Annotated in this window: 24 protein-coding genes; 12 read left to right on the top strand and 12 right to left on the bottom strand. The window is 61.3% G+C overall.

The window, feature by feature from the left end:
• Positions 1–212: 212 nt before the first annotated feature.
• Positions 213–1,781 carry a SulP family inorganic anion transporter gene (locus QMX91_RS07025; RefSeq protein ID WP_135294655.1) on the top strand — a complete coding sequence of 523 codons (1,569 nt, stop codon included), beginning with the start codon at positions 213–215 and terminating at the stop codon, positions 1,779–1,781.
• Between the two features lie 90 nt (positions 1,782–1,871).
• On the opposite strand, the gene aroE is transcribed toward QMX91_RS07025, so the two are convergent.
• On the bottom strand, positions 1,872–2,693 hold the full coding sequence (gene aroE / locus QMX91_RS07020) for a shikimate dehydrogenase (protein WP_098966439.1): 822 nt from the start codon (positions 2,691–2,693) through the stop codon (positions 1,872–1,874).
• Between the two features lie 9 nt (positions 2,694–2,702).
• On the bottom strand, positions 2,703–3,617 hold the full coding sequence (gene hemF, locus QMX91_RS07015; RefSeq protein WP_139055028.1) for an oxygen-dependent coproporphyrinogen oxidase: 915 nt from the start codon (positions 3,615–3,617) through the stop codon (positions 2,703–2,705).
• A gap of 163 nt (positions 3,618–3,780) precedes the next feature.
• Here hemF and QMX91_RS07010 point away from each other — a divergent pair, with 163 nt between their 5' ends.
• Complete coding sequence (locus QMX91_RS07010; RefSeq protein WP_027610268.1) at positions 3,781–4,758, top strand: quinone oxidoreductase; 978 nt, start codon at positions 3,781–3,783, stop codon at positions 4,756–4,758.
• A gap of 65 nt (positions 4,759–4,823) precedes the next feature.
• Here QMX91_RS07010 and QMX91_RS07005 read toward each other — a convergent pair whose 3' ends face one another.
• From QMX91_RS07005 to QMX91_RS06990, 4 genes are all read right to left on the bottom strand, one after another.
• The gene (locus tag QMX91_RS07005) at positions 4,824–5,495 is read right to left on the bottom strand and encodes a hypothetical protein (protein ID WP_210556206.1); all 672 of its coding nucleotides are present in this window, start codon (positions 5,493–5,495) and stop codon (positions 4,824–4,826) included.
• 240 nt (positions 5,496–5,735) lie between these two features.
• Entirely contained in the window at positions 5,736–6,293 is a 558-nt protein-coding gene (locus QMX91_RS07000; RefSeq protein ID WP_003220243.1) for an L-threonylcarbamoyladenylate synthase, read from the bottom strand.
• 55 nt (positions 6,294–6,348) lie between these two features.
• Positions 6,349–7,446 carry a DNA-processing protein DprA gene (dprA, locus tag QMX91_RS06995; RefSeq protein ID WP_134785073.1) on the bottom strand — a complete coding sequence of 366 codons (1,098 nt, stop codon included), beginning with the start codon at positions 7,444–7,446 and terminating at the stop codon, positions 6,349–6,351.
• A gap of 82 nt (positions 7,447–7,528) precedes the next feature.
• Positions 7,529–8,554, bottom strand: a complete 1,026-nt coding sequence (locus tag QMX91_RS06990; RefSeq protein WP_135294654.1) for a LysM domain-containing protein — start codon at positions 8,552–8,554, stop codon at positions 7,529–7,531.
• Between the two features lie 159 nt (positions 8,555–8,713).
• On the opposite strand from QMX91_RS06990, the gene def reads away from it, so the two are divergent.
• The 5 genes from def (at position 8,714) to QMX91_RS06965 (ending at position 13,409) form a co-directional block, all read left to right on the top strand.
• On the top strand, positions 8,714–9,220 hold the full coding sequence (gene def / locus QMX91_RS06985) for a peptide deformylase (protein WP_027610272.1): 507 nt from the start codon (positions 8,714–8,716) through the stop codon (positions 9,218–9,220).
• Between the two features lie 57 nt (positions 9,221–9,277).
• Positions 9,278–10,237, top strand: a complete 960-nt coding sequence (gene fmt / locus QMX91_RS06980; protein ID WP_282412450.1) for a methionyl-tRNA formyltransferase — start codon at positions 9,278–9,280, stop codon at positions 10,235–10,237.
• Positions 10,234–11,544 carry a 16S rRNA (cytosine(967)-C(5))-methyltransferase RsmB gene (gene rsmB, locus QMX91_RS06975; RefSeq protein ID WP_282412449.1) on the top strand — a complete coding sequence of 437 codons (1,311 nt, stop codon included), beginning with the start codon at positions 10,234–10,236 and terminating at the stop codon, positions 11,542–11,544. Before fmt ends, rsmB begins: the two co-directional genes overlap by 4 nt.
• A gap of 22 nt (positions 11,545–11,566) precedes the next feature.
• On the top strand, positions 11,567–12,943 hold the full coding sequence (trkA, locus tag QMX91_RS06970) for a Trk system potassium transporter TrkA (RefSeq protein ID WP_003220233.1): 1,377 nt from the start codon (positions 11,567–11,569) through the stop codon (positions 12,941–12,943).
• 151 nt (positions 12,944–13,094) lie between these two features.
• On the top strand, positions 13,095–13,409 hold the full coding sequence (locus tag QMX91_RS06965) for a tetratricopeptide repeat protein (RefSeq protein WP_027610275.1): 315 nt from the start codon (positions 13,095–13,097) through the stop codon (positions 13,407–13,409).
• A gap of 1 nt (position 13,410) precedes the next feature.
• Here the strand turns inward: QMX91_RS06965 and QMX91_RS06960 are convergent, their stop codons facing one another.
• The 3 genes from QMX91_RS06960 to QMX91_RS06950 form a co-directional block, all read right to left on the bottom strand.
• The gene (locus QMX91_RS06960; RefSeq protein ID WP_134785070.1) at positions 13,411–13,650 is read right to left on the bottom strand and encodes a PilZ domain-containing protein; all 240 of its coding nucleotides are present in this window, start codon (positions 13,648–13,650) and stop codon (positions 13,411–13,413) included.
• Between the two features lie 105 nt (positions 13,651–13,755).
• Positions 13,756–14,643, bottom strand: coding sequence for a lysophospholipid acyltransferase (locus tag QMX91_RS06955; protein WP_003220227.1), 888 nt, complete (start codon positions 14,641–14,643; stop codon positions 13,756–13,758).
• A gap of 40 nt (positions 14,644–14,683) precedes the next feature.
• Positions 14,684–15,241: a DNA-3-methyladenine glycosylase I gene (locus QMX91_RS06950; protein ID WP_098966431.1), complete on the bottom strand. Its 558-nt coding sequence runs from the start codon at positions 15,239–15,241 to the stop codon at positions 14,684–14,686.
• Between the two features lie 81 nt (positions 15,242–15,322).
• On the opposite strand from QMX91_RS06950, the gene glyQ reads away from it, so the two are divergent.
• From glyQ to QMX91_RS06930, 4 genes are all read left to right on the top strand, one after another.
• Positions 15,323–16,276 (top strand): glycine--tRNA ligase subunit alpha, encoded by a 954-nt coding sequence (glyQ, locus tag QMX91_RS06945; protein WP_003187265.1) that lies wholly within the window; start codon positions 15,323–15,325, stop codon positions 16,274–16,276.
• Complete coding sequence (glyS, locus tag QMX91_RS06940; RefSeq protein ID WP_282412448.1) at positions 16,273–18,327, top strand: glycine--tRNA ligase subunit beta; 2,055 nt, start codon at positions 16,273–16,275, stop codon at positions 18,325–18,327. The genes glyQ and glyS overlap by 4 nt, the downstream gene beginning before the upstream one ends.
• A gap of 4 nt (positions 18,328–18,331) precedes the next feature.
• Positions 18,332–18,871 carry a D-glycero-beta-D-manno-heptose 1,7-bisphosphate 7-phosphatase gene (gene gmhB, locus QMX91_RS06935; RefSeq protein WP_177325594.1) on the top strand — a complete coding sequence of 180 codons (540 nt, stop codon included), beginning with the start codon at positions 18,332–18,334 and terminating at the stop codon, positions 18,869–18,871.
• A gap of 82 nt (positions 18,872–18,953) precedes the next feature.
• Positions 18,954–19,733, top strand: a complete 780-nt coding sequence (locus QMX91_RS06930; protein ID WP_098966425.1) for a lysophospholipid acyltransferase family protein — start codon at positions 18,954–18,956, stop codon at positions 19,731–19,733.
• Between the two features lie 168 nt (positions 19,734–19,901).
• Here the strand turns inward: QMX91_RS06930 and QMX91_RS06925 are convergent, their stop codons facing one another.
• The gene (locus QMX91_RS06925; RefSeq protein ID WP_098966423.1) at positions 19,902–21,434 is read right to left on the bottom strand and encodes a HAMP domain-containing sensor histidine kinase; all 1,533 of its coding nucleotides are present in this window, start codon (positions 21,432–21,434) and stop codon (positions 19,902–19,904) included.
• A gap of 168 nt (positions 21,435–21,602) precedes the next feature.
• On the opposite strand from QMX91_RS06925, the gene QMX91_RS06920 reads away from it, so the two are divergent.
• On the top strand, positions 21,603–22,322 hold the full coding sequence (locus tag QMX91_RS06920) for a response regulator transcription factor (RefSeq protein WP_134785067.1): 720 nt from the start codon (positions 21,603–21,605) through the stop codon (positions 22,320–22,322).
• Positions 22,323–22,456: 134 nt separating this feature from the next.
• On the opposite strand, the gene gyrB is transcribed toward QMX91_RS06920, so the two are convergent.
• Together gyrB and recF are read right to left on the bottom strand one after the other, a co-directional pair.
• On the bottom strand, positions 22,457–24,874 hold the full coding sequence (gyrB, locus tag QMX91_RS06915) for a DNA topoisomerase (ATP-hydrolyzing) subunit B (RefSeq protein ID WP_007960764.1): 2,418 nt from the start codon (positions 24,872–24,874) through the stop codon (positions 22,457–22,459).
• A 5-nt stretch (positions 24,875–24,879) separates the two neighbouring features.
• A complete protein-coding gene (gene recF / locus QMX91_RS06910) occupies positions 24,880–25,983 on the bottom strand; it encodes a DNA replication/repair protein RecF (RefSeq protein WP_003220208.1) in 1,104 nt (367 codons plus the stop codon).
• Positions 25,984–25,992: the final 9 nt, after the last annotated feature.

Here is a 25,992-nt window from a genome sequence, read left to right as displayed (position 1 = left end):
CCCCTCACCCCAGCCCTCTCCCCCAGAGGGGGCGAGGGGGAAGGGAGCCGATCTTTATGTTGTTCAGAACCTGAGTTCGACTGGATATCTCAGGTCGGCGTACTTCCCTCTTTCACCTCGATCAGTCCCCTCTCCCTCCGGGAGAGGGTTAGGGTGAGGGCCTTTACCCTGGCACCCTGATAACCTTGAACAAAACCCGCCCGCGAGGACCCATGGCCCTGCCAAGTCGCCATTCACTCTTTCCCTTCCTGACCTGGCTGCCCCGGCAAACCCGCGCCAGCGTCGGCCGGGATCTGGTCGTTGGCCTGAGCGGTGCGATTCTCGCGTTGCCGCAGTCGATCGCGTACGCGCTGATCGCCGGCCTGCCGCCGGAGTATGGTCTTTACGCCGCGATCATCCCGGTGCTGATTGCCTGTCTGTGGGGTTCGTCGTGGCATCTGATCTGCGGCCCGACTGCAGCGATTTCGATTGTGCTGTATGCCAGCATCAGTCCCTTGGCCGTACCCGCATCCCAGGACTACATCACGCTGATCCTGCTGCTGAGCTTTCTGGCGGGGATTTTCCAGTGGCTGCTCGGCCTGCTGCGCTTCGGTGCACTGGTGAATTTCGTCTCGCACTCGGTGGTGCTCGGTTTCACCCTCGGCGCGGCGGTGGTGATTGCCATCGGCCAGTTGCCGAATCTGCTGGGGCTGGATCTGCCGGCGAAAGCCACGGCGCTGGCCAGTCTGATGGACCTGCTGCAACACCTGCGGGCTGTGGATAAACCATCACTGGTGTTGGGTGTGGCCACGGTGCTGGTCGGTTTTGTCCTCAGACAACTGCTGCCGCGCTGGCCGACTCTGTTGATAACGCTGGTGCTGGGCAGCGCAGTGGTGTGGTTATGGCCGGCGATGTTCGGCCACGTGCATCTGGTCAGCGCCTTTGTCGGACGCCTGCCACCGTTCAGTGCGCTGCCGCTGGATCTCGATCTGGTGCTGCGCTTGCTGCCGAGCGCGGTGGCGGTGGGCATGCTCGGTCTGGTCACCAGCCTGTCGATTGCCCGTTCGATTGCTGCACGTTCGCAGCAGTTGCTTGATGCCAACCAGGAAGTCCGCGCACAGGGCTTGTCGAATATTGTCGGGGCATTCTTTTCCGGATCGCTCTCCGCCGGTTCGTTCACCCGCTCAGGCCTGAGTTACGAGGCGGGCGCCTGTTCGCCGCTGGCCGGGGTGTTTTCGGCGATCTGGGTCGCGCTGTTCGCGATTTTCGGCGCCGGGCTGATTTCACACATTCCGATTCCGGCGATGGCCGGGAGCATTCTGTTGATCGCCTGGGGCCTGGTGGATCATCGCGGGATTCGTTCGTTGCTGCGGGTCAGCCGTGCCGAGTTCGTGGTCATGGCGCTGACCTGCCTCGCCACGCTGCTACTGGAACTGCAGACCGCGATCTATGCCGGGGTGCTGGCGTCGCTGTTCTTCTACCTCAAGCGCACCTCGCAACCGCGAGTGCAGCATTCGCGCGAGGGTGAGGAGGACGTACTGCGAGTCGGCGGCTCGATCTTCTTCGGCGCCAGCCATTACCTGCAAGTGCGCCTGCAACGGCTGCACGGTACGCGGGTGGTGATCGAGGCGCAGCAGATCAACTTCATCGATTATTCGGGGGTGGAGATGCTGCATCAGGAGGCGCGGCGCCTGCTGCGTCAGGATCGCAGCCTGACCCTGCGCCGGGCGCGGCCGCAGGTGGTGGAGGAGTTGCGGAAGCTCGAAGGGCCGGAAAAGTGTCCGATCCGGTTTGAGGATTGATCCAGGATCGGCGGTGCGGCCATTCGCGAGCAAGCCCGCTCCCACATTTGATCGCATTCCAATGTGGGAGCGGGCTTGCTCGCGAAGCTTTTAAAGGGCCAACTGGCGGCGTAGTTCGGCCAGTACCGGCGCCGTATCCGGGCGTACCCCGCGCCACAGGAAAAACGCCTCGGCCGCCTGTTCAGCCAGCATTCCCAGACCATCCATCGACACTGCCGCGCCATGCTCGCTGGCCCAACGGCAGAACGCAGTCGGCTCTTTGCCGTACATCATGTCGTAGCACAGGGTCTGGCCCGGCTCGATCAGGCTCGCGGCAATCGGCGGCACGTCGCCGGTGAGGCTGGCGGAAGTGGCGTTGATGATCACGTCCACCGGCTCCTGCAACCAGTCGAAACCACTGGCCGACACCGGCCCCAGATCACAGAACAGCTCGGCCAGCAGCTCGGCTTTATCCACCGTACGATTGGCGATGATCACCGATGCCGGCTTCTCCGCCAGCAACGGCTCCAGCGCGCCACGCACCGCGCCGCCAGCGCCGAGCAGCAGGATGCGTTTGCCGGTCAGGCTGAAACCGGCATTCACCGTCAGGTCGCGCACCAGACCGGCGCCGTCGGTGTTGTCGCCGAGCAGCGAACCGTCGACCAGTTTGCTCAAGGTGTTCACTGCACCAGCGCGCTGCGCGCGAGCGGTCAGGCTGTTCGCCAGGCGATAGGCCTCTTCCTTGAACGGCACCGTGACGTTGGCGCCGCGACCGTCCTGGAAGAACGCCATGGCGCAGGCACTGAAGTCGTCAAGCGGCGCCAGCAGGGTGCTGTAGTCGAGGCGCTGACCGGTCTGCTCGGCGAACAGTTTGTGAATCATCGGCGACTTGCTGTGGCCGATCGGGTTACCGAAAACGACGTAACGATCCATCAGCAGTCCTCAGGCCTCGGCCAGCCAGTCGCGGTCTTGCAGGAAGTAGTCGGTCAGGCGCGCTTCTTCACTGCCGGGTTCGGCCTTGAAGTCATAGGCCCAGCGCACTTGCGGCGGCAACGACATGAGGATCGACTCGGTACGCCCGCCCGATTGCAGGCCGAACAGGGTGCCTCGGTCGTAGACCAGGTTGAACTCGACGTAGCGGCCACGGCGGAATTCCTGGAATTCACGCTGCTGTGCGGTGAACGCATCGTTCTTGCGGCGCTGTACGATGGGCAGGTAAGCGTCGATGTAGGCATCACCGATGGCGCGCATGAAGGCGAAACTGGTGTCGAAATCCCACTCGTTCAGGTCGTCGAAAAACAGGCCGCCGATGCCACGCGGTTCATGGCGATGCTTGATGTGGAAATAGGTGTCGCACCAGGCCTTGTAACGCGGATAGACGTCCGGCCCGAACGGCGCGCAGGCCTGCTCGGCGACGCGGTGCCAGTGGATGCAGTCTTCTTCGTTGCCGTAATACGGGGTCAGGTCGAAGCCGCCGCCGAACCACCAGACCGGCTCTTCACCTTCCTTCTCGGCGATGAAAAAGCGCACGTTGGCGTGGGACGTCGGCACATGCGGGTTGTGCGGGTGAATCACCAGCGACACGCCGAGGGCTTCGAAACCGCGACCGGCCAGTTCCGGGCGATGGGCGCTGGCCGACGGTGGCAGGCCGCTGCCGAACACGTGGGAAAAGTTGACGCCGCCCTTTTCGATCACCGTACCGTTTTCGATCACGCGGGTACGGCCGCCACCACCGGCAGGCCGGTTCCAGGCGTCTTCGACGAAGCGCGTGCCGCCGTCCTCGGTTTCCAGCGCGGCACAGATGCGGTCTTGCAAATCGAGCAGATAGGCCTTTACGGCGTCGGTGCGGGTCGTCATGGCTTCACCTTGAATCGGGCATAACTACGCGGGCGCCCCGCAGGCAGGGGGCGGCGCAAATGGGCGCGTAGCATAACACCGCAAACCTGCGCGCCGCAGTTGACGAAGATCAAGCAGGGGAGTTGGATAGGGGGCTTACAGACGACCCAAGGAGAGCAGGCAGATGGCAAAGCGTATCCAGTTCCGCGCCCACGGCGGTCCCGAAGTGCTCGAGTTTGTTGACTACGAACCCGCCGCGCCCGGCCCGAATCAGGTGCGGGTGGCGAACAAGGCGATCGGCCTGAACTTCATCGATACCTATTTCCGCAGCGGTCTGTATGCCCCGCCAGCCTTGCCGTCCGGCCTCGGCGCTGAAGGCGCCGGCATCGTCGATGCGGTGGGCAGCGACGTCACCCGGTTCAAGGTCGGTGATCGCGTGGCATATGGCAGCGGCCCGCTGGGTGCCTACAGCCAGTTGCACACCCTGCCCGAAGCCAATCTGGTGAAGCTGCCGGACGAAATCAGCTTCGAGACCGCAGCCGGGGTCATGCTCAAGGGCCTCACCGTGCAGTACCTGCTGCGCCAGACCTATGAACTCAAGGGTGGCGAAACCATTCTGTTCCACGCCGCTGCCGGGGGTGTCGGTTCATTGGCCTGCCAATGGGCCAAGGCACTGGGCGTGAAGCTGATCGGTACGGTCAGCTCGAAGGAAAAAGCCGAACTGGCCAAGGCCAACGGTGCCTGGGCAACCATCGATTACAGCCACGAAAACGTGGCACAGCGGGTGCTGGAGCTGACCGATGGCAAGAAAGTCCCGGTGGTGTACGACGGCGTCGGCAAAGACACCTGGCTGACCTCGCTCGACAGTGTGTCGCCGCGTGGGCTGGTGGTGAGTTTCGGCAACGCCTCCGGTGCGGTGGACGGGGTGAATCTGGGGATTCTTTCGGCCAAGGGCTCGCTGTACGTGACCCGCCCGACCCTGGCGACCTACGCCAACAACGCCGAGAACCTGCAGCGCATGGCCGACGAGTTGTTCGAGATGATCATCAGCGGCAAGCTCAAGGTGAGCATCAGCCAGCGCTATCCACTGGCTGATGCGGCGAAGGCGCAGACCGAATTGTCGGCACGGCGCACCACCGGTTCGACCATCCTGCTGCCCTGACAAACCTTCGGCGTCTTGCCAGTCAGGGTTGCAAACCCACGGCTGGCAAGTCAGTTCGAACGCGTTCAACACCTCGACAGATGACACTCCAACGGTTTTTGCACCACGTGGCCAACCGCCGGATCAGGCGGTTGGACCGCCGCGAGAATTTGCCGCCACTCGGCTGACAGCACCCAGTAATCGCCGCGTGCGCGCTGGTCGATATGCAGGGCATTGGAGGCGATCGGCATCAGGCCGAAACGCTGGTAGAAGCGCAGTTGTTGCGATCTGCACAACGCGGTTACCCCGTTATAACCGCATTTAATGGCCCACTCGGTAGCGGCCGCCAGCAGACCGTTGACCGCGATGGGCAACTGATTGGGCGTGTACGACATCAATCGACTGAATTCGACATGGCGCGACAGCGCCACCGTGGGAGAAACGTGTTGCTGCGCCAGCGATACCCACTCGAACGGTGCCGGAGTCGCTCTCAATACCGCCAACAGTTGATCGTGCCGATACAGCAGGAAATGGGTACTGCGCGACTTTATCGCCAGTCTGGTTTCGAGCATCCGCGCCCGTGAAGTCAGCATGTAATGCTGCAACCGAAGCCGAAATTGCCGATCGATAAACCGGTCGAACTCCTGAGTATCCGCCCCAGCCTCAAGCATCACGATGCGACAACCCTCATGGTGACTCTTCAACGTCACCTGAAGCGCCTGCAGGTAATCCGTGAGCTGCAAATTGGTAGTGTCCATTCTTTCTCCGCAGACCTTAACTTATCGAAGTGTTTCGAGTGCAGGGAAAGGATGGTTGCTTTTGCCGATTCCGCCACACCAGAAAGTCTGATAATCAAGTGGGAAAAGCCAATGAATCCGGGGATTTGGCGACTTTTCCGACAGGGAAACCGGCGTCATTGCAGGATAATTCGCAGGCAGGCGTAGTCTTCCTCGCCATCAAGGCGAGGAAGACTCACGGTAAAGGTTTTCGACGCAGGATCAGTCGGGACGAATGACCTTGCCGGTTGCCAGATCGCGAATCACGCTGGGGTTCTTGCGCCCGCCCAGTTGCCCGCCAAGGATCAGGTCGATCTGCCCACGGAAATACTGCTCGACGCGCAACCGCGTGCGCGCCGCCGGCCGCCCCTGCGGATTGGCTGAGGTGGAAATCAGCGGCCCGACCATCGAGCACAGATCCCGCACCTGCGGGTGATCGCTGACCCGCAGCGCCACCGTGTCATGCACGCCCGTCACCCATTCCGGCAACAGGTTCTGATGCGGCACCAGCCAGGTGTTCGGCCCCGGCCAGGTGCTGGCCATGCGGTCGAGCCACTCTTGCGGGAAGTCTTCGAACAGGAAGTCGAACTGGCGGATGTTGTCGGCGACCAGGATCAGGCCCTTGTCCACCGAACGGTTCTTGATCGCCAACAGACGATCCACTGCCTCTTCGTTCCACGGGTCGCAACCCAGCCCCCAGACGGCTTCGGTTGGATAGGCAATCACCGCCCCGGCGCGAATCTCTCGTGCGGCTTGTTGCACACGCCAACTGTTGACCATGAAAAAACTCTCCGAAAACAGGTTTTGCGCAGTTTACCGATCTTCCCTGTAAAACCTAGCGTGTCCTCGCCAGCCAGCGACCGTTTTCACACACTGCGCGGCCGTCCATTTCCAGCTCGGTGAGCGCCGCGAGGACTTTGGGCAACGCCCAGCCGCTGCTTTCGACCAAGGCTTCGCTGGTGTGCGGCGCGGCGTGCAGCAGATCAAGCAAGGGATGCGCGGAATCCGGCGGGTCTGTGGATAACGGCAAATGCTGCCAGCCGCGCAGTGCTTCGAGAATGTGTTCGATGGTTTCCACCAGCACCGCGCCGTCGCGGATCAACTGATGGCAGCCGCGCGCACCGGGGTGATGGATCGAGCCGGGAATCGCATACACCTCGCGGCCCTGTTCCGCCGCCAGCCGGGCAGTGATCAGCGAACCGCTGGCGACACTCGCCTCGACCACCAGCACACCGAGGGACAAACCGCTGATGATCCGGTTGCGCCTAGGGAAGTTGCTCGCCGTTGGCCCGGCGTCCAGTGGAAACTCAGAAACCACTGCGCTGCCCGAGGCAATCATCGCGTCGGCGAGTCGGCGATTGCGCTGTGGATAAAACTTTTCCAGACCCGTGCCGAGTACGCCGACGGTTTGCCCGCCGACGTCCAGCGCCGCTTGATGGGCAGCCGCATCGATACCCAACGCCAGACCACTGGTGATGACGAAACCGGCCCCGGCGAGGCTGCGGGAAAACGCGGCGGCGGTATCCATTCCCGGGCGCGACGCGCTGCGACTGCCGACCATCGCCAGTTGCGGTTTTTCCAGAATCAGCGGATCACCGGCGACGAACAACAGCGGTGGCGGGTCAGGGATCTGCGCCAGCAGCGCCGGATAATCCGCTTGGTCCAACATCAATAGATGCTGGCCGGGCCGCTCTAGCCAGCGCAATGCATGGCTGGCGCCGTCGCGCACTTGCGGGCTGCGCCGGGCCTCGGCCGACGCCGCTGGCAGACCCAGCGCTCGCCAGGCACTGGCCGGCGCGCTCAGGGCTTTTGACGCCGAGCCGAAGGCTTCAAGCAGTTTGGCAAAACGTTTCGGACCGATTTCCGGCAAGCGGTGCAGGCGCAAACGCGCTTCCAGTTCCGCAGGGGAAACCGGCGTACAGGCAGACAGCATCGTGGATCATCCTTGATCGTTATAAGTCCCGAACCATTCGGAACAAGCTGTGGATAACTCTGTTGGTAACTTGTTAAGCCTGCTAAGGATTTCGCACCTTGTCGAGCACCGCCAGCGAGCGCGATGCGTTGAGTACGAGGCCGTAACTGAGCTTGTCGTAGGTACGGAACACCATCAGCAGACCGGCCCGTTCATCGGGAATTTTCAGCGGCTGGCCGGTGATCCGGTCGCGCACGGTTTCCCCGGTTTTCATCACCACCAGCACATTGCCTTCGGCCAGACCGTCGCGCTTGCCTTTGTTCAGGGTGACCACGTCCATCACGCCGATCTGCGTGACGCCGCGCGGCACGTCGATGATCAGGCCGTTGATGTTGGTGCTCGGGGCGCTGGGCATGAAAGTCGAATTGATCGAGCGCTCTTCGCCGCTGAACAGACGATCGCCCAGACGTACTTCCTGGGTGGTGCGTTGCAGGGCGAGGGTGGCGACGTCGCCTTCGGTGGCGACGATTTCACCGCCACCGATATCGTCGGCGTTGATCCCGAGAAACTCCTTGGTCTGCGGGTCGGTGTAGACCTTGCCCTGGCGGAAGATGCCGTACACCGGTTGATTCGGATCGAAGTGGCCCCGGGCGAAGATCCGGTCGCCAGTGCCACTCAACACGCGCTCGGCATCGCCGGCGACGATATACGGCGCCTTGTCGAAGTCCTCGACCTTGTCGACGATGCGGTTGCTCAGCAGGAAACTGTTGATTGATTTCAGCGGAATGCTCGGAATCGCCTCGGCCACCGGGCTGGTGCGGATGCGTGGCGACAGCTTGATGGTGCCCCGTGACTCGCCGCGATTGAGGGTCAGCTGCGGCTGGCCGTTGACGTAACGGAGCGTCAGCGTGTCGCCGGGGTAGATCAGGTTGGGGTTTTCGATCTGCGGATTGGCCCGCCACAGCTGTGGCCATTGCCAGGGCTCGCGCAGGTATTTGCCGGAAATGTCCCAGAGGGTGTCTCCCGAAACCACCGTGTATTGCTGTGGAAAACCATCCCTGAGTTGCACTTGCCCTTGCGCAGCCGCGGCCGAAGCCAGAAGCAGCAGGGCGAGTAGTGTTTTCCTCATGCAGCGAATCCCTTTATCATGTGCGTTCGCGTGAACCGTCAGAGCCCCCGTGGCTCGCTACTGCAAATTGCATTAGCTACGCTTCACAACGGTAGCCTGCATCTTCGGACCTGCCAGGCCATCGACCCGACTTTACTCAATACGTGCAGCAATCAGCCTATGGCCATTTTAAACATCCTCGAATTCCCGGACCCGCGTCTGCGTACTATCGCCAAGCCTGTGGCTGTAGTGGACGACGAAGTGCGTCAGTTGGTCGATGACATGTTTGAAACAATGTATGAAGCGCCGGGCATCGGCCTCGCCGCGACCCAGGTCAACGTGCACAAACGTATCGTCGTGATGGACCTTTCCGAAGACCGCACCGAACCCCGGGTGTTCATCAACCCCGAGTTCGAATCGCTGACTGACGAGATGGATCAGTACCAGGAAGGCTGCCTGTCGGTGCCGGGTTTCTACGAAAACGTCGACCGCCCGCAGAAGGTCAAAATCAAAGCGCTGGACCGCGACGGCCAGCCTTACGAACTGATCGCCGAAGGCCTGCTCGCGGTGTGCATCCAGCACGAATGCGACCACCTCAACGGCAAGTTGTTCGTCGATTACCTGTCCACGCTCAAACGCGACCGGATCAAGAAGAAACTGGAAAAGCTGCATCGCCAGAACGCTTGATGCCCTCCTTCAAAGGCTTGCTGCGGCAAGCCTTTTTCTTTTTATGAGATTCCCTTCATGACTGAGCCACTGCGCATCGTTTTTGCCGGTACCCCGGAATTTGCCGCCGAACACCTCAAGGCCCTGCTGAACAGCCCTTACGAGATCGTTGCGGTCTATACCCAACCGGATCGTCCGGCCGGTCGCGGGCAGAAACTGATGCCGAGCCCGGTCAAACAGTTGGCCCTGGAAAATAATATCCAGGTGTTGCAGCCGCCGACCCTGCGCAACGCCGATGCTCAAGCCGAGCTCGCCGCGCTGAAACCGGACTTGATGGTGGTGGTCGCCTACGGCCTGATCCTGCCGCAAGCGGTGCTGGATATTCCGCGTCTGGGCTGCATCAACAGCCACGCCTCGCTGCTGCCACGCTGGCGCGGTGCGGCGCCGATCCAGCGCGCCGTGGAACACGGTGATGCCGAAAGCGGCGTGACTGTGATGCGCATGGAAGCCGGCCTCGACACCGGGCCGATGCTGCTCAAGGTCGTGACCCCGATCAGTGCCGACGACACGGGCGGCACGCTGCACGACCGCCTTGCCGAAATGGGCCCGCCCGCCGTGGTTCAGGCAATTGCCGGCCTGGCCGCTGGAACCCTCGAAGGCGAAGTGCAGAACGAAGAGCTCGCCACCTACGCCCACAAACTGAACAAGGACGAAGCGCGCCTCGACTGGCGCCGTCCGGCGGTTGAGCTGGAGCGCCTGGTGCGTGCCTTCAACCCATGGCCGATTACCCACAGCACCCTCAGCGGTGAAGCGCTGAAGGTATTGGCCGCGACCCTGGCTGACGGCAAAGGCGCGCCGGGTGAAATCCTCAGCGCCAGCAAGGACGGCCTGATCGTCGCCTGCGGTGAACAGGCGCTGTGCCTGACCCGTCTGCAACTGCCCGGCGGCAAGGCGCTGAACTTCAGCGACCTGTTCAACAGCCGTCGCGAGAAATTTGCCGTCGGCACCGTGCTCGGCGCCGTGGTGGACGCGCAATGAACCCGCGTCTGGCTGCCGCCAAGGCACTCGCAGCCGTGCTCAGCGGCAAGGCTTCGCTGAACAGCTCCCTGCCGACGCAACTGGACAAGGTCGAAGACCGTGATCGCGGTTTCACCCAGGATCTGGCGTTCGGCACCGCGCGCTGGCAGCCACGGCTGTCGGCGCTGGCGGAAAAACTTCTACAGAAGCCGTTCAAGGCTGCCGACGCCGATGTCGAGGCATTGCTGCTGGTCGGTCTCTATCAACTGCTCTACACCCGCGTGCCGCCGCACGCGGCCATCGGCGAAACCGTCGGTTGCGCCGACAAGCTGAAAAAGCCGTGGGCCAAGGGTCTGCTCAACGCCGTGCTGCGCAATGCCCAGCGCGAAAGCGAGACGATTTTCGCCGAGCTGGAACGCGACCCAGTGGTACGCACCGCCCACCCGCGCTGGCTGCAAAAATCCCTGAAAGCCTTCTGGCCGGAGCAATGGGAAGCGATCTGCGCGGCAAATAACGCGCACCCGCCGATGATTCTGCGGGTCAACCGCCGCTATCACAGCCGCGACGCCTACGTCGGCTTGCTCAGCGACGCCGGCATCGCCGCCACGCCGTGTGTCTATAGCCGCGACGGCATCGTCCTCGACGCCGCCGCCGACGTGCGCAGCCTGCCGGGTTTTGCCGAAGGCTGGATCAGCGTGCAGGACGAAGCCGCGCAACTGGCCGCCGATCTGCTCGATCTGGCCCCGGGCCAGCGCGTGCTCGATGCGTGTTGCGCGCCGGGCGGCAAGACCTGCCACATCCTCGAAGCCGAACCGGCGCTGGCCGGCGTGGTGGCGGTGGATCTGGAAGCCAAGCGGCTGGTGCGGGTGAAGGAGAACCTTGAGCGGCTGGGGCTGAGCGCCGAACTGATCGCCGCCGACGGCCGCGATACCGCCGCGTGGTGGGACGGCAAACCGTTCCAGCGCATCCTGCTCGACGCGCCATGCTCGGCCACCGGCGTGATCCGCCGTCACCCGGACATCAAGCTGACCCGTCAGGCCGACGACATCGCCGCCCTCGCGCAACTTCAAGGCGAGCTGCTCGACGCCATGTGGAAGACCCTCGAAGTTGGCGGCATCCTGCTCTACGCCACGTGCTCGACCTTGCCGACCGAGAACACCGAAGTCATTGCTGCGTTCCTTGAGCGCACGCCCGGTGCCCGCGAACTGGATCTGGCAACCACCGCCGGGATCAAACAGCCTCACGGTCGCCAATTGCTGGCCCAGCAGGGCGGGCATGACGGGTTCTACTACGCCAAGCTGATCAAGATCGCTGCCGCGCGCGGCTAAACGGATTCAACGGAGTGACTGGATGAAAATCATCATCCTCGGTGCGGGACAGGTCGGCGGTTCGCTGGCTGAACACCTGGCGAGCGAAGCCAACGACATCACCGTGGTCGACACCGATGGCGAACGCCTGCGCGACCTCGGCGACCGTCTCGACATCCGCACCATTCAGGGCCGCGGCTCGCTGCCGTCGGTGCTGCGTCAGGCCGGCGCCGACGATGCCGATATGCTGGTGGCGGTGACCAACAGCGACGAGACCAACATGGTCGCCTGCCAGGTCGCGCACACCCTGTTCCACACCCCGACCAAAATCGCCCGGGTGCGCGAAGCGTCCTACCTCAATCGCGAAGAACAGCTGTTCCAGAACGAAGCGATTCCGGTCGACGTACTGATCAGCCCCGAGCAGGTGGTGACCAACTACATCAAGCGTCTGATCCAGCATCCGGGTGCGCTGCAAGTGATCGACTTCGCCGAAGGCCAGGCGCAACTGGTGGCGGTGCGCGCCTATTACGGCGGGCCGCTGGTGGGTCAGCAATTGCGCCAGTTGCGCGAGCACATGCCGAATGTCGAGACGCGTGTCGCGGCGATTTTCCGCCGCGACCGGCCGATCCTGCCGCAGGGCGATACGGTGATCGAGGCCGATGACGAAGTCTTCTTCATCGCCGCCCGTGAGAATATTCGCGCGGTGATGAGCGAAATGCGCCGTCTCGACGAAACCTACAAGCGCATCGTGATTGCCGGTGGCGGGCAGATCGGCGAGCGCCTGGCCGAGGCCATCGAAAGCCGTTATCAGGTGAAGATTATCGAGATGAACCCGGCGCGCTGCCGCTATCTCTCCGACACCCTCGACAGCACCGTGGTGCTGCAGGGCAGCGCCTCGGACCGTGATCTGCTGCTGGAAGAGAACATCGCCGACGCCGACATCTTCCTCGCGCTGACCAACGATGACGAAGCCAACATCATGTCGTCGCTGTTGGCCAAACGGCTGGGGGCGAAGAAGGTGATGACGATCATCAACAACCCGGCTTACGTCGATCTGATCCAGGGCGGCGACATCGACATCGCCATCAGCCCGCAACTGGCGACCATCGGCACCTTGCTGGCCCACGTACGCCGTGGCGATATCGTCAGCGTGCACTCATTGCGCCGGGGCGCGGCGGAGGCCATCGAGGCGATTGCCCACGGCGATGCGAAGTCGAGCAAGGTCATCGGCCGGCCGATCGAGAAAATCGGCCTGCCACCGGGCAGCACGATTGGCGCGATCATCCGCAACGAAGAAGTGATCATCGCCCACGACGACACGGTGATCGAAACCGGCGACCATGTGATTCTGTTCCTTGTGGATAAAAAGCATATTCGCGATGTGGAGAAGCTGTTTCATGTGGGGCTCAGCTTCTTCTGATCCAGAAATATCGTCGGTTGTAATGGCCTCTTCGCGAGCAAGCCCGCTCCCACATTTGGAATGCATTCCCCTGTGGGAGCGGGCTTGCTCGCGAAAGCGGTGTAACTGACACCGATCAACACCTGACACTCCACAGAAAAGGACTCCGCCCATGCTCGAATCCCTGGAAAAAATGCTCGCCAAGGGTGTGGATAACTCATTGCTGCGCTTCGGCCTGGGCAAGGGTTATCTGGATCTGGGGGAGAACGCCAAAGCCGCCGAGCATTTCCAGCGCTGTGTCGGTTTCGACCCGAAGTACTCGGCGGCGTGGAAGCTATTGGGCAAAGCGCAACTCGCACTCGGCGATCACGCGGCCGCGCGGCAGGCGTGGGAACAAGGTCTGGAAGCCGCCCGCGCCCATGGCGACAAGCAGGCCGAGAAGGAAATGACGGTGTTTCTGAAGAAGCTCGACCGCCAGGCGCAATAAGTTAGAGATAACGCAGGCCGATGCCCTCGGCATCCACCGTCACCACTTCCATTCGCACCCGCGGCGCGCCTGTGGGTAAACCCTGCACCTGACCATAAACCACCGCGCCCTTGGGCAGCGAAGCCAGGCGCGGATGCTCGACATACACCCCGGTGGCCGACAGATTGCGCGTCTGGCCCAGGCATTCGCCAAAGCTGTCGTGGGTGATCTTGATGCGGAAGGATTTGCGTTGTTCGGACATCTTTATGCGCCCTTGAATGAACGGGTTGTGGATAACCTCAAGCAAGATCAAAAGATCACAGCCTTCGGCGTTCCTACAGGTTATCCACAGAGTGTGCCAACTTGCTCAGTACCAGCGCGCTTCGCCCGGCGGACGTTTCTTGAAGCGCTTCATGCTCCACATGTACTGACTCGGATACGCCGCGACGTAACGCTCGACCACTTTGCTCATGGCCGCGCAGGATTCCTCGGTATCGGTGCTGTACATGGCCTCGGGCGCCGCTTCGAGGATCACTTTGTAGCCGGAACCGTCCGGCAGGCGCAGGGCGTGCAGGAACACGCCGACCGCTTTGCCGCCGGCGAGCATGTTCGGCACGAATTTGCTGGTCAATGCCTGGGTGGCGAAGAACGGCACGAAGATCCCTGCGGATTCGGCCGGTTCCGGGTCAGCGGGAATACCCACTGCACCACCTTTGCGCACTTCCTTGATGACGCTGAGGATGCCTTCCTTGGTGGAGGCAGCGACCTTGTTGCCCAGCTGCACGCGTTGCTTGCGCAGTAATTCATCCACAGCCTTGAGCTTTGGCGGGCGGTAGAAAATGATCGGTTTGCACTGGCTGCAATAGAAGTGGTTCAGCACTTCCCAGTTGCCCAGGTGGCTGGTGATGCCGACCACGCCTTTGCCCGAGGCCAGCGCCTCCTTGAGGATGTCGAGGCCTTCGACTTCGCGCACCAGATCGATGGAACGCTGGGCCGGCCAGATCCAGGCGCAGGCGCTTTCGGTCAGGGACTTGCCGATGTCTTTGAGGCTCTGGCCGACCAGACGCTCGCGCTCGGCCGGGTCCATCTGTGGAAAACATTTGGCGAGGTTGATCCGCACCACGTCGCGGGAACGGTTGGGGGTTTTCCACATGATCCAGCCGATCGCCGAACCCACGGCCTGCACGGCCCGCCATGGCAGCAGGGCAAACAGCCGCAGAGCGCCTACCAGCAAGGCGCCTTTAAACTTTTCCACAGGTCACTCCTGATTTTGTGCTGTGCGCGAGGCGGCCATTCTAACCGCCGTTGACCAGCTGCGCGTAGCGGTCGCAGTCCTGAGTGTGATCCATGACCATGCCCGAAGCCTGCATCAGTGCGTAGCAAATGGTTGGGCCAACGAAGGTGAAGCCGGCCTTTTTCAGGGCTTTGCTCATCGCCAGCGCTTCGGGGGTGATCGCCGGGACTTCGCTGCGATCCTTGAAATGATTGATGATTGGTCGGCCGCCGACGAACGACCAGAGGAAGGCCACCGGGTCCTCCAGCGCCAGCCAGGCCTGGGCATTGCGTCGGGCGGCATTGAGTTTGAGGCGGTTGCGGATGATCCCCGGATCGAGCATCAGTTCATCGATCTCGGCGTCGCTCATCTGCGCCACACGCTGCACGTCGAAGCCGTACAACACCTCGCGGTAGCGCTCGCGTTTACGCAGCACTGTGATCCACGACAGCCCGGCCTGGAACCCTTCGAGCAAAAGCAACTCGAACAAACCCTGCGCATCGCGTAGCGGCGTGCCCCACTCCTGATCGTGATAAGCCATGTACAGCGGATCTTCGGTACACCAAAAGCAGCGTGGCATAAGGCTCCAGGGGGTGGAGGTGCGACTGAATCGGGTATACTCCCGCTCTTTAAATCGCAGCCCAAGAAACAGGTGAATTTCGTGAGCCAGCCTACGCCAGCCGTGCGTACCTTCCAAGACTTGATCCTCGCGCTCCAGCAATACTGGGCCGAGCAAGGTTGTGTGGTACTTCAGCCCTACGATATGGAAGTAGGCGCCGGCACTTTCCACACCGCGACCTTCCTGCGCGCCATCGGCCCGGAAACCTGGAACGCCGCGTACGTGCAGCCAAGCCGCCGTCCGACTGACGGCCGCTACGGGGAAAACCCGAACCGTCTGCAGCACTACTATCAGTTCCAGGTCGTGCTGAAGCCGAACCCGGACAACTTCCAGGAACTGTACCTGGGCTCGCTCAAGCATGTCGGCCTGGACCCGCTGGTCCACGACATCCGCTTCGTCGAAGACAACTGGGAATCGCCGACCCTCGGCGCCTGGGGTCTGGGCTGGGAAGTCTGGCTCAACGGCATGGAAGTGACTCAGTTCACCTACTTCCAGCAGGCTGGCGGCATCGAGTGCTACCCGGTCACCGGTGAAATCACCTACGGTCTGGAGCGTCTGGCCATGTACCTGCAAGGCGTGGATTCGGTCTACGACCTGGTCTGGGCTGACGGTCCGTTCGGCAAGGTGACCTACGGCGACGTGTTCCACCAGAACGAAGTGGAGCAGTCCACCTACAACTTCGAACACGCCAACGTCGACAAACTGTTCGAACTGTTCGACTTCTATGAAAGCGAAGCCAAGCGCCTGATCGAGCTCGACCAGCCGCTGCCGTTGCCAAGCTACGAAATGGTCCTGAAGGCCTCGCACACCTTCAACCTGCTGGACGCGCGCCGGGCGATCTCGGTGACCGCGCGTCAGCAATACATCCTGCGCGTACGCACCCTGGCGCGTTCCGTTGCGCAAGCCTACCTGCTGGCTCGCGCCAAGCTGGGCTTCCCGATGGCGACCCCGGACCTGCGTGATGAAGTACTGGCCAAGCTGGAGGCTGCACAATGAGTGCGCAAGATTTTCTGGTTGAACTGGGCACCGAAGAACTGCCGCCAAAAGCCCTGAACACCCTGGCTGAAGCGTTCCTCGCCGGTATCGACAAGGGCCTGCAAGCTGCCGGCCTGAGCTACGAAAGCAAAACCGTCTACGCCGCACCGCGTCGTCTGGCGGTGCTGATCACGGCGCTGGCGACCCAGCAACCGGATCGCAGCATCAACCTGGATGGCCCGCCACGTCAGGCCGCCTTCGACGCTGAAGGCAACCCGACTCAGGCAGCCCTGGGCTTCGCCAAGAAGTGCGGCGTCGAGCTGAGCGAAATCGACCAGAGCGGCCCGAAACTGCGTTACAGCCAGAACATCGCCGGCAAGCCAACCGCAAGCCTGCTGCCGACCATCGTCGAAGATTCGCTGAACGACCTGCCGATCCCGAAACGCATGCGTTGGGGTGCGCGCAAGGAAGAGTTCGTGCGTCCGACCCAGTGGCTGGTGATGCTGCTCGGTGACCAGGTCATCGACTGCACCATCCTCGCGCAGAAGGCTGGCCGCGACTCCCGTGGTCACCGTTTCCACCACCCGGAAAGCGTGCGCATCGGTTCGCCGTCGAGCTACCTGGCCGACCTGCGTGCCGCCTACGTGCTGGCCGATGCCAACGAGCGTCGCGAGATCATCAGCAAGCGCACCGAAGAACTGGCGACCCGTCAGGAAGGCACCGCGATCGTGCCGCCGGCGCTGCTCGATGAAGTGACCGCGCTGGTCGAATGGCCGGTGCCGCTGGTGTGCTCGTTCGAGGAACGCTTCCTCGATGTGCCGCAGGAAGCACTGATCACCACCATGCAGGACAACCAGAAGTACTTCTGCCTGCTGGATGCCGACGGCAAGTTGCTGCCACGGTTCATCACCGTCGCCAACATCGAAAGCAAAGATCCACAGCAGATCATCGCCGGTAACGAGAAAGTGGTTCGCCCACGCCTGACCGACGCCGAGTTCTTCTTCAAGCAAGACAAGAAGCAGAAACTCGAAGCCTTCAATGATCGCCTGAAGAACGTGGTGTTCCAGGAAAAACTCGGCAGCGTCTACGACAAGGCCGAGCGCGTTTCGAAACTCGCGGCCTACATCGCCGCGCGGATCGGCGGCAACGCTTCCTGGGCGGCCCGTGCCGGCCTGCTGTCGAAGTGCGACCTGGCCACCGAAATGGTCGGCGAGTTCCCGGAGATGCAAGGTGTCGCCGGTTACTACTACGCGCTCAATGACGGCGAGCCGCAAGACGTCGCGCTGGCGCTGAACGAGCAGTACATGCCACGCGGTGCCGGTGCTGAACTGCCGGCGACCTTGACCGGTGCCGCTGTCGCGATCGCCGACAAGCTCGACACCCTGGTCGGCATCTTCGGTATCGGCATGCTGCCGACCGGCAGCAAAGACCCGTATGCCCTGCGCCGTGCTGCCCTCGGCGTGCTGCGCATCCTGATCGAGAAACAACTGGATCTGGACCTGAACGACGCCGTGGCTTTCGCTGTGGCTGCTTTCGGTACCAAGGTCAAGGCTGCCGGTCTGAACGACGCGGTGCTGGAATTCATCTTCGACCGTCTGCGTGCGCGTTACGAAGACGAGGGCGTCGATGTCGCCACTTACCTGTCGGTACGTGCCCTGAAGCCGGGTTCGGCGCTGGACTTCGACCAGCGTGTGCAAGCGGTTCAGGCCTTCCGCAAACTGCCGGAAGCGGCAGCGCTGGCGGCGGTCAACAAGCGTGTATCGAACCTGTTGAGCAAGGTTGAAGGCTCGGTGCCGACCGTGGTCGAGGCCAAGTACTTCGACAACGCCAACGAGTTCTCGCTGTACTCGGCGATTCAGCAAGCGGATCAGGCGGTGCAGCCAATGGCCGCAGCGCGTCAGTACAACGAATCGCTGGCGCGTCTGGCGGCATTGCGCGAGCCGGTGGATGCGTTCTTCGACGCGGTGATGGTCAATGCCGAAGACGCCAAGGTCCGGGCCAACCGCTACGCGCTGCTCGCGCGTCTGCGTGGTCTGTTCCTCGGGGTTGCCGACATTTCGCTGTTGGGTTGAGGGATTGCTGTTGAAACTGCTGATTCTCGATCGGGATGGAGTGATCAATTACGACTCCGACGCTTACATCAAGTCGGTGGAGGAGTGGATTCCACTGCCCGGCTCGATCGAGGCGATTGCGCAGTTGAGCAAGGCCGGCTGGACGGTGGCGGTCGCCACCAACCAGTCGGGCATTGCTCGCGGCTATTACGACCTTGCCACCCTCGACGCCATGCACGCGCGCCTGCGCACGCTCGTGGCAGAGCAGGGCGGTGAAGTCGGGCTGATCGTGTACTGCCCGCATGGTCCGGACGAGGGTTGCGATTGCCGCAAGCCGAAGCCGGGGATGTTGCAAACCATCGCGGCGCATTACAACGTGGCGCTGACGAATGTCTGGTTCGTCGGCGACAGCCTTGGTGACCTGGAGGCCGCCAAAGCCGTCGATTCACAGCCCGTTTTGGTAAAGACCGGGAAAGGCGAAAAAACTCTGGGCAAGACCCTTCCGGTCGGCACCCTGATTTTTGACGATCTGGCGGCGATTGCCGCAGAACTTATCCACAACTAGAGTGCTTCTGAAGTTCCTGACCAGGGATTGATCGGGAGTGCGCTTGAACAGTCGGGCATCGCCCGTAACGGTAAACGTCGCCATGTCGATACTGCAGGCCATCAGAATTTTTCTCTTTTACCTGCTGCTGGGCACTACTGCCTTGCTGTGGTGCAGCCTGAGCTTTTTTATCGCGCCCTTTCTGCCGTTCAAGGCGCGTTATCGTTTCATCAACGTGTACTGGTGCCGTTGCGCCTTGTGGTTGACCAAGGTGTTTCTCGGCATTCGTTACGAGATCAAAGGTGCGGAAAACGTGCCGGATCGGCCCTGCGTGATTCAGTCGAACCACCAGAGCACCTGGGAGACGTTCTTTCTCTCTGCTTATTTCTCGCCCTTGAGCCAGGTGCTCAAGCGTGAATTGCTCTACGTACCGTTCTTCGGTTGGGCCATGGCCATGCTGCGGCCGATCGCGATTGACCGCGACAACCCGAAAGCGGCGCTCAAACAAGTCGCGGCCAAGGGCGATGAACTGCTCAAGGACAACGTCTGGGTCTTGATCTTCCCTGAAGGCACCCGGGTTCCCTACGGCACTGTCGGCAAGTTCTCGCGCAGTGGCAGCGCGTTGGCGGTAAATGCGGCGCTTCCGGTGCTACCGATTGCACACAATGCCGGCAAGTTCTGGCCGAAAATCGGCTGGGGCAAGACGTCGGGTGTGATCACCGTGGTCATCGGCGAGCCGATGTATGCCGAAGGCACTGGTCCGCGCGCCATCGCCGAGCTGAACGACCGGGTACAGGCCTGGAACGAACAGACCCAGCGCGAAATGGGTTCGCTGCCACCAGCACCGCAGGCGCCTGCCGCGAATGATCAGGTGGCTGTCTGAGATTTTGTGGATAACCTGTGTACGGTTTTGTTGAAAAAGCCTGAATATTGAAAGTAACCAATTGATTTACTTATATATTTCTCAAGCTCATAAAACACCGTAAAAGGTGCATAAGTTTTTTTCGGAAGTAAAAAAACCGGCTGATATAGCCGGTTTTTTTGTGCCTGTTCACTCGCAGATAAGCGGTAACTGCAGCCGGAACGTGGTGCCTTGATCGACGATACTGTGGCACTCGATGTTACCGCCATGATGGTCGACTACTGCCTTGACCATCGACAGCCCCAACCCGACGCCATCAATCCCCTGCGCCGACGAAAAGCGCCGGTACTGGGTGAACAGATCCGGCAGCTCCTCGGCGGCAATGCCTTTGCCCTGATCGGTCAATTCACAGCATAGCCACTCACCCTGGCAACTGACGTTCAACTTGATCGTGGTACCGACCGGGCTGTACTTGATGGCGTTCTCCAGCAGGTTGAACAAGGCGCGGGTCAGCAGGCCCTGGTCAGCGTTGATCAGACGCTCCTGGGATTGTTCGTCCATCGTGTGCAGCAGTTTGATGCTTTTCTGCTGAGCAATGGGCAGCGCCTGATCCAGTACGTCCAGCACCAGCATCGCGAACAGACTGGGCTGGAACTGATAAGCCTCGGACTCGGCTCGCGCCAGCAGAACAAAACCGTCAGTCAGATCGAGCGCCCGGCGTACCTGGCGCTCGATCTGCTCGAACAGCGGTGAATCCGCGCCGGCTTGATGGCGATGTACATCGAGCAGGGCCAAAATCGCCGAATGCGGGGCGCGCAGATCGTGGGAAAGGAACCGCAGCAAGACCCCACGCTGTTCTTCTGCGGCGCGTTCGGCGCTCAGATCGGTGAGGCTCAGCAGCCAGCCGATGGGAGTATCGCCATCCACCGGCAGCAAAGCCGCCCGTTCCAGACGCAAACTGCGTTCCTTGTGATCGCGAAACTCCAGCAGCGTCAGGTCCGACAGCGCCGGGCGTGGTTCTGTGGACAATTCCGGATAACCGAGGCGGGCCAGTTGCTCGAGAACATAGTCACCGACCAGCGGGTCATCGAACAATACCCGGGCCTTGCGGTTTCCCAGCAGAATCTGCCCCTTGGGATCGCTGATCAGCGTCGCCACCGGCAGGTATTCCAGACCGTCGGCAATGAAACGCCGGGTATCGCGGGTGCGGCTCATGGCTTGCTCCAGTGCCATGATCTGGCCCTGCAGCTGATCAGCGCTGGTGAATTGCGCACGGCGCCGCTCGGGAAATACTTTCGGCTCGCGGTCCAGTCGGGCCAGCTCCCAGCCAAAATACGTCAGCACCACACTCAGGCGCCGCCAGTTCCAGATCAGGTAGCCGAACAACATGCCCAGCGCCGCTGGAGTCGGTGACCACCAGTGTCGAACCTCCGCCAGCCCGGCGCTAGCCAGCAGCACACAAGCCACACCGCACGATGTCACCCAGATCGCCCAGCGCGGGCGCCACAGCAGCAATCCGAGTACGCAGGCTACCAGCCCTACCGAAAGCAACGCGCTCCACATCGGTACCACGTCGTGCAGATTGATCTGCGCGCGATACGACAACAAGGCAGTCAGCGGCAACAGCACTAGACTTATCCACAACCACTCACGTACCAGCCGTCGAAACAGACGCTGGACCTGACTTGGCTCGCGGCTTTCACGCCGACGCGGGCTATTCATGACAAACAGGGCAGGGGACAGTGAATGGTTTCATGGGCCACAGGTCTGAGGATGTAGATCCGAAGAATCATAGCGGACGTCGACCGATGGTGGACTGCTTACTTTTACCGCACAGGCCGAGCCTTCAGGGTTGCCGGCCACTGCTCAAGCAACAAGGAACCCACGCGTATGCGCGTTGCGATACTGGACGATGAACCCGCCGAACTGCGTCGGGTCGAGCAAACCCTGCAGCAGATGGCTGCGGAGGGAGACCAGCCTTGGTCGTTGCACAGCTTTGAACGGGGCGAGGACCTGTTGCGCCAATTGCGCCGGGACACCTTCGACCTGCTGATCCTCGACTGGCAACTGCCGGACCTGTCCGGCCTGGCACTCCTGCGCTGGACCCGCGAACACATGGAGGCGCCGCCCGCCGCAATCATGCTGACCAGCCGCGACGGCGAGAGCGATATCGTCCAGGCGCTGAACGCCGGTGCCGACGATTACGTCAGCAAACCGTTCCGCCCCAACGAGCTGAAAGCCCGAGTCGCCGCCGTACTGCGCCGGCACAGCCAGCAACGTAGCAGCGCTGCTGAAGTCCTGAGTTTCAATGACCTGACCTTCGACGACGCCGAACTGAGCGTCACCCGCGAGGGCAAGGCAGTGGTCATGACGGAGCGTGAATACCGCTTGGCGCGCTGCCTGTTCAGTAACTTGGGTCGGCCATTGTCGCGGGAGTACCTGTACGAACGCTTCTGGCCCCACGAAGAAGTGGCGTCGTCACGGCCGCTGGATACGCACATCTATCGCCTGCGCAACAAGCTGGGGCTGACGGCGGATCGGGGTTGGCAGTTGCTGACGATTTATGGGTATGGGTATCGGTTGGAGAGTGTGACGGTTGCATCCGAGTAAAAATCAAAAGATCGCGGCCTGCGGCAGCTCCTACCGGTAATCCATGTGGAGCTGCCGTAGGCTGCGATCTTTTGATCTGCCAATAAAAAGGCCAACGCATGAGCGTTGGCCTTTTTGTTTGCCGCCGACCAGGATCAGAAATCCAGGTTGGAAACCGCCAGAGCATTGCTCTCGATGAAGTCACGGCGAGGTTCGACCGCATCACCCATCAGGGTGTTGAAGATCTGGTCTGCGCCAATGGCGTCTTCGATGGTGACTTTCAGCATGCGGCGCACGCTTGGGTCCATGGTGGTTTCCCACAGCTGATCCGGGTTCATTTCACCCAGACCTTTGTAGCGCTGGATGGTGTGGCGCTTGGTGCTTTCGGCCATCAGCCAGTCGAGGGCTTCCTTGAACTCGGTGACCGCTTTCTTGCGCTCGCCACGCTGGATGTACGCGCCTTCGTCGAGCAGGGTGCTCAGTTGAGCGCCGAGGGTGACGACGGTCTTGTAGTCGTTGCTGCCGAAGAAGTCGCGGTTGAAGGTGACGTAGTTCGACAGGCCGTGGGAGATCAGCTCGACCTCTGGCAGCCAAACGCCACGTTCACGGTCTTCACGCAGGCTTGCCTTGTAGACCAGGCCCGACTTTTCGACGGTGCGCAGACGCACTTCGTACTGAGCCAGCCAGTCCTGCATCTTGGCGTGGTCGCCGAGCATTTCCAGGCTCACGGCCGGCAGGTAGATGAAGTGTTCGGTCAGTTCCTGCGGGTACAGGCGCGACAGACGCTTGAGTGTCTTCATCACCATGCGGAAGTCGTTCACCAGACGCTCGAGCGCTTCACCGGAAATGCCAGGAGCCTCTTCGTTCAGGTGCAGGCTCGCATCTTCCAGAGCCGACTGCGTCATGTACTCTTCCATGGCGTCGTCGTCTTTGATGTATTGCTCTTGCTTGCCTTTCTTGACCTTGTACAGCGGCGGCTGGGCGATGTAGATGTAGCCGCGCTCGATCAGCTCCGGCAACTGACGGAAGAAGAAGGTCAGCAGCAGGGTACGGATGTGCGAACCGTCGACGTCAGCATCGGTCATGATGATGATGTTGTGATAGCGCAGCTTGTCGATGTTGTACTCTTCGCGACCGATACCGCAGCCGAGTGCAGTGATCAGCGTGCCCACTTCCTGGGACGAGATCATCTTGTCGAAGCGTGCTTTCTCGACGTTGAGGATCTTGCCCTTCAGCGGCAGGATCGCCTGAGTCTTGCGGTTACGTCCCTGCTTGGCAGAGCCGCCCGCGGAGTCACCTTCCACGAGGTACAGTTCGGACAGCGCAGGATCTTTTTCCTGGCAGTCAGCGAGCTTGCCCGGCAGGCCGGCGATGTCCAGCGCGCCTTTGCGGCGGGTCATCTCACGGGCCTTGCGCGCCGCTTCACGGGCACGCGCCGCGTCAATCATCTTGCCGACGACCAGTTTGGCTTCGTTCGGGTTTTCCAGCAGGAAGTCGGAGAAGTACTTGCCCATCTCCTGCTCGACCGCGGTCTTCACTTCGGAAGACACCAGCTTGTCTTTGGTCTGCGAGCTGAACTTCGGATCCGGCACTTTTACCGAGATGATCGCGGTCAGGCCTTCACGGGCATCGTCACCGGTGGTCGCGACTTTGTGCTTCTTCGCCAGACCTTCCTGCTCGATGTAGTTGTTCAGGTTACGCGTCAGTGCGGAACGGAAGCCCACCAGGTGAGTACCGCCGTCGCGCTGCGGAATGTTGTTGGTGAAGCACAACAGGTTCTCGTTGAAGCTGTCGTTCCACTGCAGGGCGATTTCCACGCCAATGCCATCTTCACGCTGGATGTTGAAGTGGAACACCTGGTTGACCGCAGTCTTGTTGGTGTTCAGGTATTCTACGAATGCACGCAGGCCGCCTTCGTACTTGAACAGCTCTTCCTTGCCGCTGCGCTCATCCTTGAGGACGATGCCGACACCGGAGTTGAGGAAGGACAGTTCACGAATGCGTTTGGCCAGGATGTCCCAGCTAAAGTGAATGTTCTTGAAGGTTTCGCTGGAAGCCTTGAAGTGGATCTGGGTGCCGGTGGTTTCGCTGTCGCCAACGATCGCCATCGGCGCCTGAGGTACACCGTGGACGTAGGTCTGTTCCCAGATCTTGCCGCTGCGGCGTACGGTCAGTACCAGCTCTTCGGACAGGGCGTTCACGACCGACACACCTACACCGTGCAGACCGCCGGATACCTTGTAGGAGTTATCGTCGAACTTACCGCCAGCGTGGAGGACGGTCATGATGACCTCGGCGGCGGAAACGCCTTCCTCTTTGTGCACGTCTACCGGGATGCCACGGCCGTTGTCTTTGACGGTGATGGACTCATCCGGGTGGATGATGATGCTGATGTCGTCGCAGTGGCCGGCGAGGGCTTCGTCGATCGAGTTGTCGACCACCTCGAACACCATGTGGTGCAGACCGCTGCCATCGTCGGTGTCACCAATGTACATACCGGGACGTTTGCGTACGGCATCCAGGCCTTTCAGCACTTTAATGCTCGTTGAGTCGTACGTATTTTCTTCGCTCAATGCCTTCACTCCCGATGGTCGTGGGTCTGGGTGATACGGCCCTGTTCCACGTGGAACAGAGCGACTGGCGTTTCCGTCTGCCAGCCTTCCCTCAATAATTCGTGATCTACACAGGTGATGAAAACCTGGCAGCGTAAGTCTTCCAGCAAGCGGCACAGCGCGCGACGGTGGCTCTCGTCCAGCTCGGACGGCAAGTCATCCACCAGATAAATACACTGGCCGCGTCGGGCCTGGCTCACCAGATGCCCTTGGGCAATTCGCAAGGCACAAACCACCAGCTTCTGCTGACCCCGGGACAAGATGTCCGCGGCATTGTGTGCGCCCAATCTAAGGCGCAAATCAGCCCGTTGCGGTCCGGCCTGGGTATGACCCATTTGCTGGTCCCGTTGCACGGAGCCAGCCAGTACGGCACTCAATTCCCGGTCCTTGTCCCAGCCTCGGTAATAGCTGAGCGTCAAACCTTCAAGCTCAACCAGTTCGCTCAAGGTTTGTTCAAAGACTGGTTTCAAGGCTTTGATGTAAGCGCGGCGGTATTCATCGATTTCAGCGCTGGCCTGGCACAGTTCCCTGTCCCAAACCGCTTGCGAAACGGCGTCAAGTGTACCATGCCGCAGCCAGGAGTTTCTCTGGCGCAAGGCCTTCTGCAAACGCTGCCAGGTCGCCATGAAACGCGGCTCGACGTGGAACACGCCCCAATCGAGAAACTGCCGGCGAATCTTCGGCGCACCTTCCAGCAGGCGGAAGCTGTCAGGGTTGATCAGTTGCAATGGCAGGATCTCGGCCAGTTGCGCGGCACTGCGAGCGTTCTGCCCGTCGATGCGGATCTGGAACTCGCCCTGACGGTCGCGAGATATCCCCAACGCACTGTGGCCACCCTCGGCCAATTCGACCTGACCGAACACGGTGCAGGCGAGTTGCTCGTACTGGATGACCGGCAACAGCCGCGTGCTACGAAACGAACGGGCAAGCCCCAGCAGATGAATGGCTTCCAGAACACTGGTTTTGCCGCTGCCGTTGGCGCCGTAAAGAATGTTGATGCGGGGGGAGGGGGAGAAGGTCACCGGGTGCAGATTACGCACCGCGGTGACCGAAACACGACTTAAGGACATCCAGAATCA

Origin of the sequence: Pseudomonas sp. PS01299, from assembly GCF_029960145.1 — a bacterium.
In the GTDB taxonomy this organism is placed as follows: domain Bacteria; phylum Pseudomonadota; class Gammaproteobacteria; order Pseudomonadales; family Pseudomonadaceae; genus Aquipseudomonas; species Aquipseudomonas putida_A.
This window is presented reverse-complemented; position numbering and strand designations above follow the sequence as displayed.

Coding starts and splice junctions, on each gene's coding strand:
- QMX91_RS07025 (WP_135294655.1), top strand. CDS start 213: ATGGCCCTGCCAAGTCGCCATTCACTCTTTCCCTTCCTGACCTGGCTG.
- aroE (WP_098966439.1), bottom strand. CDS start 2,693: ATGGATCGTTACGTCGTTTTCGGTAACCCGATCGGCCACAGCAAGTCG.
- hemF (WP_139055028.1), bottom strand. CDS start 3,617: ATGACGACCCGCACCGACGCCGTAAAGGCCTATCTGCTCGATTTGCAA.
- QMX91_RS07010 (WP_027610268.1), top strand. CDS start 3,781: ATGGCAAAGCGTATCCAGTTCCGCGCCCACGGCGGTCCCGAAGTGCTC.
- QMX91_RS07005 (WP_210556206.1), bottom strand. CDS start 5,495: ATGGACACTACCAATTTGCAGCTCACGGATTACCTGCAGGCGCTTCAG.
- QMX91_RS07000 (WP_003220243.1), bottom strand. CDS start 6,293: ATGGTCAACAGTTGGCGTGTGCAACAAGCCGCACGAGAGATTCGCGCC.
- dprA (WP_134785073.1), bottom strand. CDS start 7,446: ATGCTGTCTGCCTGTACGCCGGTTTCCCCTGCGGAACTGGAAGCGCGT.
- QMX91_RS06990 (WP_135294654.1), bottom strand. CDS start 8,554: ATGAGGAAAACACTACTCGCCCTGCTGCTTCTGGCTTCGGCCGCGGCT.
- def (WP_027610272.1), top strand. CDS start 8,714: ATGGCCATTTTAAACATCCTCGAATTCCCGGACCCGCGTCTGCGTACT.
- fmt (WP_282412450.1), top strand. CDS start 9,278: ATGACTGAGCCACTGCGCATCGTTTTTGCCGGTACCCCGGAATTTGCC.
- rsmB (WP_282412449.1), top strand. CDS start 10,234: ATGAACCCGCGTCTGGCTGCCGCCAAGGCACTCGCAGCCGTGCTCAGC.
- trkA (WP_003220233.1), top strand. CDS start 11,567: ATGAAAATCATCATCCTCGGTGCGGGACAGGTCGGCGGTTCGCTGGCT.
- QMX91_RS06965 (WP_027610275.1), top strand. CDS start 13,095: ATGCTCGAATCCCTGGAAAAAATGCTCGCCAAGGGTGTGGATAACTCA.
- QMX91_RS06960 (WP_134785070.1), bottom strand. CDS start 13,650: ATGTCCGAACAACGCAAATCCTTCCGCATCAAGATCACCCACGACAGC.
- QMX91_RS06950 (WP_098966431.1), bottom strand. CDS start 15,241: ATGCCACGCTGCTTTTGGTGTACCGAAGATCCGCTGTACATGGCTTAT.
- glyS (WP_282412448.1), top strand. CDS start 16,273: ATGAGTGCGCAAGATTTTCTGGTTGAACTGGGCACCGAAGAACTGCCG.
- QMX91_RS06930 (WP_098966425.1), top strand. CDS start 18,954: ATGTCGATACTGCAGGCCATCAGAATTTTTCTCTTTTACCTGCTGCTG.
- QMX91_RS06925 (WP_098966423.1), bottom strand. CDS start 21,434: ATGAATAGCCCGCGTCGGCGTGAAAGCCGCGAGCCAAGTCAGGTCCAG.
- QMX91_RS06920 (WP_134785067.1), top strand. CDS start 21,603: ATGCGCGTTGCGATACTGGACGATGAACCCGCCGAACTGCGTCGGGTC.
- recF (WP_003220208.1), bottom strand. CDS start 25,983: ATGTCCTTAAGTCGTGTTTCGGTCACCGCGGTGCGTAATCTGCACCCG.